At 64.8% G+C, this 11,618-nt stretch carries 11 protein-coding genes; 7 read left to right on the top strand and 4 right to left on the bottom strand.

Going from position 1 to position 11,618, the window contains the following annotated elements; all coding sequences use genetic code 11:
• Positions 1–98: 98 nt before the first annotated feature.
• Together ACX80X_RS20635 and ACX80X_RS20630 are read right to left on the bottom strand one after the other, a co-directional pair.
• Positions 99–1,331, bottom strand: a complete 1,233-nt coding sequence (locus ACX80X_RS20635; RefSeq protein WP_459313212.1) for a ZIP family metal transporter — start codon at positions 1,329–1,331, stop codon at positions 99–101.
• Entirely contained in the window at positions 1,328–2,479 is a 1,152-nt protein-coding gene (locus ACX80X_RS20630; protein ID WP_252614683.1) for a multicopper oxidase domain-containing protein, read from the bottom strand. The genes ACX80X_RS20635 and ACX80X_RS20630 overlap by 4 nt, the downstream gene beginning before the upstream one ends.
• Before the next feature lie 52 nt (positions 2,480–2,531).
• On the opposite strand from ACX80X_RS20630, the gene ACX80X_RS20625 reads away from it, so the two are divergent.
• Positions 2,532–3,200, top strand: a complete 669-nt coding sequence (locus ACX80X_RS20625) for a metal-dependent transcriptional regulator (protein ID WP_252612073.1) — start codon at positions 2,532–2,534, stop codon at positions 3,198–3,200.
• A 95-nt stretch (positions 3,201–3,295) separates the two neighbouring features.
• Positions 3,296–4,072, top strand: coding sequence for an alpha/beta fold hydrolase (locus ACX80X_RS20620; protein ID WP_459313209.1), 777 nt, complete (start codon positions 3,296–3,298; stop codon positions 4,070–4,072).
• Positions 4,073–4,123: 51 nt separating this feature from the next.
• On the opposite strand, the gene arr is transcribed toward ACX80X_RS20620, so the two are convergent.
• Positions 4,124–4,549, bottom strand: coding sequence for an NAD(+)--rifampin ADP-ribosyltransferase (gene arr, locus ACX80X_RS20615; protein ID WP_459313207.1), 426 nt, complete (start codon positions 4,547–4,549; stop codon positions 4,124–4,126).
• Between the two features lie 66 nt (positions 4,550–4,615).
• Positions 4,616–5,539, bottom strand: coding sequence for an AraC family transcriptional regulator (locus ACX80X_RS20610; RefSeq protein ID WP_252600511.1), 924 nt, complete (start codon positions 5,537–5,539; stop codon positions 4,616–4,618).
• 275 nt (positions 5,540–5,814) lie between these two features.
• On the opposite strand from ACX80X_RS20610, the gene ACX80X_RS20605 reads away from it, so the two are divergent.
• The 5 genes from ACX80X_RS20605 to ACX80X_RS20585 are packed head-to-tail and all read left to right on the top strand — an operon-like array spanning position 5,815 to position 11,181.
• Positions 5,815–7,164, top strand: a complete 1,350-nt coding sequence (locus ACX80X_RS20605) for an ABC transporter substrate-binding protein (RefSeq protein ID WP_252600512.1) — start codon at positions 5,815–5,817, stop codon at positions 7,162–7,164.
• A gap of 60 nt (positions 7,165–7,224) precedes the next feature.
• Positions 7,225–8,193, top strand: coding sequence for a carbohydrate ABC transporter permease (locus ACX80X_RS20600; protein WP_459313205.1), 969 nt, complete (start codon positions 7,225–7,227; stop codon positions 8,191–8,193).
• On the top strand, positions 8,190–9,143 hold the full coding sequence (locus tag ACX80X_RS20595) for a carbohydrate ABC transporter permease (protein WP_459313203.1): 954 nt from the start codon (positions 8,190–8,192) through the stop codon (positions 9,141–9,143). Before ACX80X_RS20600 ends, ACX80X_RS20595 begins: the two co-directional genes overlap by 4 nt.
• 35 nt (positions 9,144–9,178) lie before the next feature.
• Positions 9,179–10,237 (top strand): NAD(P)-dependent alcohol dehydrogenase, encoded by a 1,059-nt coding sequence (locus tag ACX80X_RS20590; RefSeq protein ID WP_252612064.1) that lies wholly within the window; start codon positions 9,179–9,181, stop codon positions 10,235–10,237.
• A 2-nt stretch (positions 10,238–10,239) separates the two neighbouring features.
• Positions 10,240–11,181: a carbohydrate kinase family protein gene (locus ACX80X_RS20585; protein WP_459313201.1), complete on the top strand. Its 942-nt coding sequence runs from the start codon at positions 10,240–10,242 to the stop codon at positions 11,179–11,181.
• Positions 11,182–11,618: the final 437 nt, after the last annotated feature.

The raw sequence follows: 11,618 nt of genomic DNA, 5'->3' as shown, positions 1-11,618 counted from the left end.
CACACAAATATCATCACTCACCACCAACGATTAACAGGTTCCCTGCCGAAAGTCCGGTCAAACCGCCGATACAGCTCAAATTAAACGCGACTGTAGTACTAGGCCTGGACTAGCAGGCCGGTGGCGAACATCAGTCCCATGCCCAGGACGACGCCGGCACCGGTGAGCGGGGTGAGGGTCTTGCCCGCGGTGTCCTTGAGCATTGGCAGGAGTTTGACGGCCACCTGGGCGACGGCTCCGGCTCCGATGCCGAGCAGGAAGGCCGCGAGGGCCGGCTGGTAAACGGTCGCCCCGATGAGGGCTCCGGCGGCCGCGGGCGCTCCTGCGATCAGGCCCAGGATCACCAGGCGGCCCAGGCCGGGGGCTTGTTTGGCGAGCGGGGTGACGATCGCCAGGCCCTCGGTGGTGTTGTGGATGGCGAAACCGACGATCAGGGAGGCGCCCAGGGCGAGTGAGCCCACCGCGTAGGCGGATCCTATGGCGAGTCCTTCGCCGAAGTTGTGCAGGCCGATGCCGATGGCGATCAGCAGCGCCAGGTGCTGGGGCGGCAGGGCTGAAGGTTGGCCAGCGGTAGTCGCGTTCTGGTGCCGGCGCATCCACGCATCCGTTCCCTCGAGGATGAGGTAGGCGGTCACGGCGCCGAGGAAGACGACCATCGGGCCGCCGAACGCGCCGCTGCCGGCGACGAGTCCCACGGCTTCGAGGGTCGCGTCGATGGCCAGGAAGGCCAGCAGCCCGACGGTGACTCCCAAGAGGACGCGGACCCAGGACGCGGACGAACGGCGCACGAACGGCATCCACAGCATTCCCAGGGCTACCGGTATCACGCCTACATAGATCCCCATGAGCAACATGAGTCCGAAGAAGGAACTACCGCGCTCCGGACTCAGGGCGGCCGCTTCAATAACCGCCGGGATCTTGCCGCCGTTCGAGGTCACCAGCGCCACCTCGTAGGGGTCCCCCTCCACCCAGTTGTAGCTGATGGTCAGTGTGGTGGACTCCAGCGGCGCCATGGTCTCCCGGGTCTGCGTGAACAGGGCATAGTAATCCGAGACGTTCACCTGGGCGACTGATACCGGGTCCGGTCCTTCGTTGCGGACGGTAATGGCGATCTGGCCGGCCGTCAGGCGGACGTCTTCGACGGCGACCTCCTCCTTCGGCGGAACGCCCTCGGAGAGTTTGTTGAGGCCCGGTGCGTTGAGCAGGGTGAACAGTCCGAGGAGGATCGCGATCAGGACCAGCGGACCGATGCCGAGCAGCCACCTTGGGACCGGCGGCCGGCGGTGGGGTGCTGCCGCCAGGGCGGCTGCTGACTTTTCATCAAGGCTCATGATGCGCCTACCTCGAAGAAGCCCATCCAGCCCAGTTCAGCGAACTCGGTCTTGTGGGCGTGGAACATGTATTTGCCCGGGTACGGGAAGCGGAGCTCCACAATGCCGCGCTGGCCCTGCACCTGGGAGATGGTGTCGGTGTATTCACTGGGGGTCAGCATGGTCCCGGTCGGGTAGTAGTGGAAGAAGTTCCCGTGCACGTGGAAGGAATTGATGGGGTCGTATTCGAGGACGTTGATCAGGTGGATCCGGACCAGCTCGTTCTGCTTGACCTGGACAGGGAAGTCCATGAAATGGAACGGCAGGCCGTTGACGGAGTAGAACTCGTTGTCGTCGCCGCCGTCGGTGTTATACCCGTTCATCACCATGACCATTTCGTTGTCGGCTTTCGGCCGGCCTTCTTTGGGTTCGATGATGAAGCCGCCGTAGAGGCCCTTGGCGATGTGCGGCGCCAGTGGTGACTGGTGGCAGTGGTAGAGATGCGTGCCGAATGGTGTGGCATCAAATTCGTAGGTGAAGCTTTGGCCCGGAGCGATGGACCCGGCGCCGATCCCCGGGGTGCCGTCCATCTCGGCCCGGTGGATCCCGTGGAAGTGGATGGTGTGGGGGTGCGCGCCGGCGTTGGTGAAGTGGATCCGGAGGGCGTCGCCTTCCTGCGCCCAGAGAGTGGGACCGGGGATCCGGCCGTTGTAGCTCCAGCCCGGGAACGTCACGCCGGGGGCGATCTCGAAATCTTTGTCCACCGCGACGATGTCCCATTCCCGGAGGGTGCGGCCGTCCGGAAGCTTACTGGTCGTCCCTCGGTCAAAATCGTGCAGGATCGCGGTCGGGTCCATCCCGGCGCGCTCCGGCGGGACGGAACCGCCGGCGAAGCCTGCGTGACCGGCATGGTTCGCCATGTGGCCAGAGTCCGTGCGGGGCGAACCAGCGCCCGCCGCTGAGGAACCGCCCGTGGAGGTCTTCGCTGCCTGACCTGAGACCGTGCCGTGTCCGGCGTGATGCCCGGGATCCTTGGAATCCAACGGTGCCCAGCCGGCAAGCGCAGGCGCGGCGGCGAAGGCCGCCGCTCCTGTGAGCATGGCACGCCGGGTCGGCATCGTCTTTCCCTCAGGTTTCGGCATGCCGTCCATCTCATCTCCATTGGTCAAACACTTATGTTAGGCCAGTCTAACATTCATGTTCGGCTGGTAATATGGGGTTATGACCGTCTCCGAGCTGACAGCTTCCGCGCAGGACTACCTGAAGATGATCTGGTCCTCAACGGAATGGGCCGAGGCTCCCATCACTGTTGGCGCCATGGCCGAGCGGATGGCAGTGAAACCGTCAACCGTTTCGGACGGCATCCGTCGGCTGGCAAAGCAGGGCCTGGTCACCCATGCCCCCTATGGCAGCATCGAACTGACGCCCGCCGGCCGGGCACACGCTGTCGAAATGGTGCGCAGGCACCGGCTTCTGGAAACATTCCTCGTGCAGATTCTGGGGTACGGCTGGGACGAGGTACACGACGAGGCCGAGATCCTCGAACACGCCGTTTCCGACACCATGATCCAGCGCATCGACGAGAAGCTCGGCCACCCCACCAGGGATCCACACGGCGACCCAATCCCCTCGGGAAATGGGCTACCGCACCCCCCGCAAGGGGATCCCCTGACATCCGTGGAACCGGAACGGACGGTCACCATCACAAGAATCTCGGACGCGGACCCGGACATGCTCCGGTACTTCACCCAGCTCGGGCTGGGACCGGACACCCGGCTCCAAGTCTTGGCACACCGCCCGTATGCGGACGTGACCACGATTCGGGTCGGGGACCGCGACGTTGACCTGGGCCCCTCCGCGGCCGAAGCAATCTGGGTGGTGGCAAACTAAGGGCCCCCCGGGACAGCGTTCCGGGCTGGCCCGGCGCATGCCCGCCGTGCCCTGCACCACATCGCCCTGGCCGCGCGTAAAGATAGAGTGTCACCGTGAAGATTGCCCTGGCTCCCGACGGCGCCGAGCTGGCGTGGGCCGAAGAAGGGCATGGCGAGCCCCTGCTCCTGATCGCCGGCCAGGCAACCGCCATGGACGGTTGGGGGCCAGCGGCCGAGGCCTTGGCACAGCATTTCCGCGTCATTCGTTTCGACCACCGGGGGATCGGCGGGAGCAGCAATGGCGACGCCGGCCGCTACACCACGCGGCTCCTCGCCGCCGATTCAGCGGCTGTCCTCAAGGCGGCGAACGTGGACAGTGCGCACGTGTACGGCCACTCCATGGGCGGGCGGGTCGCCCAATGGCTCGCCATCGACCACCCGCAAGGTGTTCGTACGCTGATTCTTGCTGCCACCAGCGGAGGCAAACTGGCCGGGGCCGAGCCCACCAAGTACGCCATGGAAGCGCTGGTCAGCGGCGACATGGCGCGACTGGAGCCCCTGTTCTTCGCGCCGGAATGGGCCGCGGACCACTCCGACGCAATACACACTTTCTTCAATTCGAGGGCCACCGCCTGGGCCAAGGCACGCCACTTCCGCGCCAGCTGGGACCACGATGCGTGGAGCCGGCTCGGCGCCATCGAATCGCCCACCCTCATCCTCCACGGCACGCACGACGCCCTGACGCCCATGCCCAACGCCGTCCAGCTGCACCGGCACATCCGCCGTTCCACGCTCGTCAAGGTCCGGGGCGCCGGCCACGGCCTCCAGCTGGACCGCCCGGAAACCATCCAGTGGATCCGGCAGTTCATCACCGCCAAAGCACCCCTCTGAAACAGAGCGGACGACGGCGGGAGCCGCCGCCGTCGTGCGCTCCGCGGGAGTTCAGTTGATTGCCTCGATGCCCAGCCGTTTGAGTTCTCCAAGGTGGTTCCGCATGTTCTGTAGCACCTCGGGGGAATGCGGCTGCCAATCCAAGATCTCGTCAACTACTCGCAAGGGCTCTTGGGTTCGGTAGGACCTCGTCGGGTTGCCCGGGAACTTTTTGTCCGTCAGATTGGGGTCATCCTCAAAGGAGCCCGTGGGTTCCACGCGGTAGATCCTGCCTGGTCCCTCGCCCACGCCGAGCTCCGCTCCCCAGGTTGCCGCATCCAACGTGGCAGTCAGGTAGACATAGTTCGCCGTCTTTCGCTCCCCGTAATTCGACGTGTTGCCGGGTTTCAGCAAGTCCCCAGACTTCAGGTCAGCTTTGGTGCCGTGGTAAAAGGGCCCGGGATCGTTGGCCTCGGACGGCATCGGTTCTTTCTCCATGCATGGCCTCCTCGAAGTGGGCTTTCACTCTAGCTCGCCCACCGCTTAGCGCACGTTGGGTGTGGGTCACCCCTGCATTCGTTGGCGGTAGCTCCGGGGCGTTTCGCCGGCGTCGTTCAGGAAATGCCGGTTGAAGTTGGAAAGGTTGGAGAACCCGACTTCGTAGCAAATGTCCGAAATTGGCTTGTCGCTGCGCTCGAGCAGCCGCCGTGCATGGGCCAGCCGGAGTTTGCGGACCAGATCGCTGAAGTTCTGGCCGGTGGCGCGCTTGAAGTATTTCGAGAAGGTCGGTTCGGACATTCCCACCAGGGCCGCCGCCTCGGACATTTTGACGCTGTCGGCGTGATTGCCGAACACGTACTCCAGGACGATGTCCACCACCGCCGCGGCCTGGCCGTCCAGCTGCGGCCTGAACCATTCGTCAGCGAGGTAGCGCCGGTCCTCCTGCGGTGAGCGCGCAAGGATGGCAAAGAGTTCCAGCAGGTGGTACAGACGCCCCAGCCCGGTGGCGGTGCCCATCGCTTCGATGGATGCGGCCGCAGACAGGGCCGTGCTCCCGAGAAACTCGATGCCGCGTGCGGACTGTTCCAGCAGGGGTTCGATTTCGGCCAGCTCTGGGACGAGGGCCGCGGTCTGCTCCACCCACTTTCCATCGAACTGGATCAGGGCGTCCCTGCCGGCAATGACCTCCCCGGGCTCGAGGTCGCTGACCCAGTCGTGGGGTAGTCCTGATCCCACCAGGGACACATGCCCGGCCTCGAACGTGCCGATGTGGTCCCCGACAATGAACTTGCCGGTGCCTTTCCTGATCAGGTGGATCTCGTACTCGGGGTGGTAATTCCAGCGGGCCGCCGCGGTGGGGTAGTCATGCTCGTGCCACCGGACCGAATGGTGCGGGTCCGCCGGGATGACCTCCCGGCTGGCCCGCATCCCCAGCAGCCTTTCGGCAAGCCTGGCCGATGCCCCGTCGCCGGTATCTGCAGCGCTCATAGTGGTTCTCCAGGCATCCGAGTTCATGAAATATGGACAGCGCCGTTGGCGCCTTCCCTCAGATTAGCGCCTATCCCGGAGGGTGGTTAGGGAAAATTAGTATCGGAAAGTAGCAACCACGACGCTAGTTGTGCCCTGTCCCACAGGCCTAATGTTGAGGAACAACAGCGCGGCACGTCGGATTCCCGATCTTTCGCCTCGCTCCAGTCCGGTACTTCGACACAGCAGTCGGGGTGCTGCGACTGCGCACACCATGAAGAACAAAGGAGTCCTTAATGCGCCCGAAAATTCGCGCCGCAACTCTCGCCGCAGGTGCCCTGTGTATCGCACTTTCTGCCTCAGCCTGTTCGGGCGCCGGCGGCGGAAGCACCGCCGGTGACCAGAACAGCATCAACGTCCTGATGGTGAACAATCCGCAGATGGAGGACCTGCAAAAGCTGACTGCGGACAACTTCACCAAGGACACCGGCGTTAAGGTCAACTACACGATCCTGCCGGAGAACGATGTCCGCGCAAAGATCAGCCAGGAGTTCTCCAGCCAGGCGGGCCAGTACGATGTCGCGTCGCTGTCCAACTACGAGATTCCGTTCTACTCGGCCAACGGGTGGCTGGCGCCCCTGGACAACGTGGCCAAGGACGCCGAATTCAACCAGGACGACATCCTCCCCGCCTACACCGCCTCGCTCACGGGCGAAGACGGCAAGCTCTACGGCGAGCCGTTCTACGGCGAATCGTCCTTCCTGATGTACCGCAAGGACATTTTTGAGGCCAAGGGCCTGAAGATCTCCGAGAACCCCACGTGGGATGAGGTTGCCGAACTCGCAGCCCAGGCGGACGGTGCAGAAGCCGGGATGAAGGGTATCTGCCTCCGCGGCCAGCCCGGCTGGGGCCAGGTGTTCGCGCCGTTGACCACCGTGGTGAACACGTTCGGCGGGACCTGGTTCGACAAGGACTGGAATGCCCAGGTCAACTCTCCGGAGTTCACCGCGGCCACCGAGTTCTACGTGGACCTGGTGCGCAAGCATGGCGAGGCCGGTGCCGCACAGGCAGGGTTCACCGAATGCCTGAACAACATGAGCCAGAGCAAGGTGGCCATGTGGTACGACGCCACCTCGGCTGCCGGTTCGCTCGAGGCCGATTCCTCCCCGGTTAAGGGCAAGATCGGCTACGTGCAGGCCCCGGTCAAGGAGACAAAGTCCTCGGGTTGGCTGTGGACCTGGTCCTGGGGCGTGCAGGCTGCTTCCAAGAAGCAGGACGCGGCGGGCAAGTTCATCGCCTGGGCCAGCTCCAAGAAATACGAGGAACTGGTCGCCGAAAAGCTTGGCTGGGCCAAGGTTCCGTCCGGCAAGCGCATCTCCACCTACGAGAACGCCGAATTCCAGAAGGCCGCCCCGTTCTTCGAGGCTGAGCGCTCCGCCATCGAGAACGCCGACCCGAAGAACCCTGGCCTCCAGGAAAGGCCCGTCGTAGGCATCCAGTTCGTGGGCATTCCGGAGTTCGCGGATCTGGGCACCACGGTTTCCCAGGGTGTGAGCTCCGCCATCGCCGGTCAGGGCTCAGTGGCCGACGCACTGGCCAAGGGCCAGGAAGCGGCACAGAAAATCGGCGACAAGTACCAGAAGTAACCACCTACCAACCGGTTCCGTGGCCCGCCCCGGCGGGCCACGGAACCCCAGGAGAACATCATGACTTCCGCAACAGCGCGCGTCTCCCGGACCGGGAACAGTGCAGCCAAACCTTCCAAGAACGCCAAATCACGCGAACGTGCCATGGCGTGGGCACGGAGAGCACCGCTGCTGCCGGCCCTGATTTTCCTCATCATCGTCACCCAGCTGCCGTTCGTGGTGAGCCTGTTCATCTCGTTCCTGAACTGGAACAGCCTCCGCCCGGACCAGACCGGCTTCGCAGGATTCAGCAACTACATCGAGGTCCTCACCAACGCTGACCTGCGCCAGGCGATCTTCACCACCATCGTCCTGACCGTCTCGGTGGTCCTGGCGTCCCTGGTCATCGGCCTGGGACTCGCGCTGCTGCTGGACAAGAAGTTCATCGGCCGCGGCCTGGCCCGCACCCTGCTGATCGCACCGTTCCTCGTGGTGCCGGTAGCAGCCGCCCTCGTCTGGAAGCACGCACTCCTGAACCCGACCTACGGCCTGATCAACGGCATCCTCACCTGGATCTGGTCCCTGTTCGGCAGCGACACCCCGCCCCAGCCGGACCTCCTGTCCCAGGCCCCGCTGATGGCTGTCATCCTGTCCCTGGTCTGGCAATGGACGCCGTTTATGATGCTGATCCTGCTCGCGGGCCTGCAGTCACGTCCCATGGACACGGTGGAAGCAGCCCAGATGGACGGCGCCAGCCCCTGGAACATCTTTACGCACCTGACACTGCCGCACCTGCGCCAGTACCTGGAGCTCGGCGGCCTGCTCGGCGCGATCTACATCATGCAGAACTTCGACGCCGTCTTCACCCTCACCTCCGGCGGCCTGGGCACCGCCAACCTGCCCTACGCCGTCTACCAGACGTTCTACTTCGCCAACGAATACGGCCTGGCATCAGCGGCCGGCGTCGTGGTGGTCATCGGCACCATCATCGTGGCCACCTTTGCGCTGCGAACCGTTTTCTCGCTCTTCAAGAAGGAGGCAGCACGATGAGCGCCCTCACTCCTGCCGCACCCCGCAACACACCCCGCAACACACCCCGCAACACACCCCGCAACACAAGACATCGTCCGACGGCCCGGAACACCGGATCACGACGCCGCGGCAAGTCCCGGATGGACTCGACCCGCAACAACACAGCCGCCGGTGTCGCCGCCTGGGTCCTGGCCCTGCTCTTCGCCGCGCCGGTCCTGTGGATGATCCTGACCTCCTTCCACTCCGAGGTCGACGCCGCCACCAATCCGCCCTCTCTCGCGGCCGACATCACGCTGGACGCCTACCAGGAGTTCTTCGGCGCCAGCTCAGGCGTCAGCCCCTGGCCGCCGCTGATCAACTCAGCCACAGCCTCCATCTGCTCCACCGTGCTGGTCCTGGTGCTCGCCATCCCGGCCGCCTACGCGCTGTCCATCCGGCCGGTCAAGAAGTGGACAGACGTGATGTTCTTCTTCCTCTCCACCAAGATGATGCCCGTGGTGGCCGCCATCCTGCCGCTGTTCCTGTTCGCCAAGATGGCAGGAGCGTTGGACAACATCTGGTTCCTGGTCCTGATGTACACCTCCATGAACCTGCCCATCGCGGTCTGGATGATGCGTTCCTTCCTGGCCGAAGTGCCGGTGGAAATGCTTGAAGCCTCACAGATCGACGGCGCCGGGCTGCTGCTGACCCTCCGCAAGATCGTCGCCCCCGTGGCCATGCCCGGCATCGCCGCCACAGCCCTGATCTGCTTCATCTTCAGCTGGAACGAACTCCTCCTGGCCCGCGTCCTCACCGGCGTCATGGCCGGAACAGCCCCGGTCTTCCTCACCGGCTTCGTCTCCAGCCAAGGACTCTTCCTCGCCAAAGTCTGCGCCGCCGCCGTCGTGATCTCCCTGCCCGTCCTCTTCGCAGGCTTCGCCGCCCAGGACAAGCTGGTCCAGGGCCTCTCACTCGGCGCCGTCAAGTAACCGTCTTCCCGCCCGATTCTTAAGGATGCCTTTCCATGACAACACCAACCGCACAGTCCCCTGCGCTCGGTACGGATGTGCCGGCAACCATGCGCGCCTCCGTCCTTAAGCGCAAAGGGGACATGGCAATGGAAACCCTGGACGTTCCCCGGCTCGAGGCCGACCAGGTCCTGGTGCAGGTTGCCGCCGTCGGCGTTTGCGGCAGCGATGTCCACTACTACGAGCACGGCCGGATCGGCGACTACGTGGTGGACCACCCGCTGATTCTCGGCCACGAGCTCTCCGGCAGGATCGCCGCCGTCGGCAGCGAAGTGGATCCCGCCCGGGTCGGACAGCGGGTGGCGGTTGAGCCTCAGCGCCCCTGCCGTAAATGCAGGCAGTGCAAAGCCGGCCGCTACAACCTGTGCCCGGACATCGAGTTCTACGCCACCCCGCCGATCGATGGCGCGTTTGCTGAGTACGTCACCATCCAGTCCGATTTCGCCTATGACATTCCGGACAATGTGAGCGACGAGGCCGCCGCCCTCATTGAGCCGTTGTCGGTTGGACTCTGGGCCTGCGAACGGGCCCAGATCAAGCCCGGAAGCCGGGTGCTGATCGCCGGCGCCGGCCCTATCGGCATCATCGCCGCGCAGGCCGCACGCGCCTTTGGGGCGAGTGAAATCTACATCACGGACATCGCCGAGGACCGGCTCGCATTCGCTTTGGAACACGGCGCAACGCACGCGCTCAACGCGATAACGGACAGTGTGGAAGGGCTCGACGTCGATGCGTTCATTGACGCTTCCGGCGCACCGCAGGCAGTCCGTTCCGGGATCAAAGCCGTTGGGCCGGCCGGCAGGGTGATCCTGGTGGGGCTCGGGGCGGACGACGTCGAACTCCCTGTTTCGTTCATCCAGAACCGGGAAATCTGGCTCTCCGGCGTGTTCCGCTACACCAACACCTGGCCGCTGGCGATCCAACTGATCGCGGATGGAAAAGTGGACCTGGACATCCTCGTGACCGGAAAGTTCACCCTTGCCGAGTCCGAAGAAGCCCTGAAAGCCGGCAAGCAGGCCGGCCAGCTCAAAGCCGTCGTCTACCCGGGCCGTTGACCATGATCACCGTCATCGGCGAATCGCTCGTGGACATCATCTGCGACCCCCGCAGGCCTGGCGAAGTCCAGGCCCACGCGGGAGGCAGTCCCCTCAACGTGGCTGTGGGCGTGGCACGGCTGGGTCTGGCGACGAACCTTGTGACGCACTACGCCGATGATCCGCATGGGCACATGATCGAGGGGCACCTGAAGGCCAATGGCGTCACGGTGGTCCGGGGCGGCAGTTCACCCACGTCAACGGCGACCGCAACGCTCGGTCCGGACGGGGCGGCCACCTACGCCTTCAACATCGGCTGGGACATCCATGGGGCGTCACTTCCGGCCTTGGCAGGGGTGCAAGGTTCCACCCACGTCCACACGGGATCGATCGCGGCCGTGCTGGCGCCAGGTGACCAGGCCACGCTTGGACTGCTGGAGGCCGCCCGTGAGCGGGCGACGACCAGTTTCGACCCCAACTGTCGGCCGGCGATTTGCCCCGATGTGGCCGCGGCCCGCACGCAGGCGGAGCGTTTCGTCGCCGTGAGCGACATCGTCAAGGCCAGCGATGAGGACCTCGCCTGGCTCTATCCGCACCGGACGCCGGAGGAAAGCCTGGCAGCCTGGCTTGAACTCGGTCCCGCACTCGTGGGCCTGACGCGCGGCGCGTCCGGCCCGGTCATTCTTGCCCGCCAGGGGAGGGCGGAAATGGCAGCCGAACCCGTCTCCGTGGCGGACACCGTGGGCGCCGGCGACTCCTTCATGGCCGCGCTCATCTCCGGCCTGGACCAGCTCGCAGCGCTCGGGGCCCGCGCGCGGGACGGGCTCCAGAGCCTATCCCGCGATGAACTGCACGCGCTCGCCGCCTACGCTAACCGCGCCGCGGCGATCACCTGCTCCAGGCCGGGGGCAAACCCACCCCACTCGGCTGAACTCGGTCTGCTGTCTGTTCCGTTGCTTTCCTGACGCGGCATCAGGCGGAAGCGGACGAACTCAAGGAGGTCCCGCCGTCGTGCGTCCGCTCGGCTAGGGCCCCAAGTGTCCGTTCGCGCCGGGTTCCGGGGAAGGCCGAACAACAACGAGCATGCTGCAGCCGGCGCCGCTGAGGTAGGGTCCGTGACGCATGCCAGGTGGGCGGCAGGCGTACCTGCCGGGTGTGAAAGTCCTCCCGAGACTCACATCAGTGAGTTCTCCAGAGAGAATCATGACTTCTTCCCAGTAGTCGTGGACGATCACACCGCTGGCTATGGTGTCGGCACCGGGCGAATAGCGTTGGAGCAGGGTTGAGTCTCCGCTAGTGGCCCAGTACTCCTGAGCGTGTCCCCAGGGGCAATCTACGGGTGGAGTAGGATCCCGTGCAGCCGTTGGCGCTAGGGAAGTTCCGGACTGGTTTTGGTGGTTTG

The sequence above is a fragment of the Pseudarthrobacter sp. MDT3-1 genome, assembly GCF_054510755.1.
The sequence above is the reverse complement of the archived record's forward strand: the minus strand, read 5'-3'. Positions and strand labels throughout refer to the sequence as shown.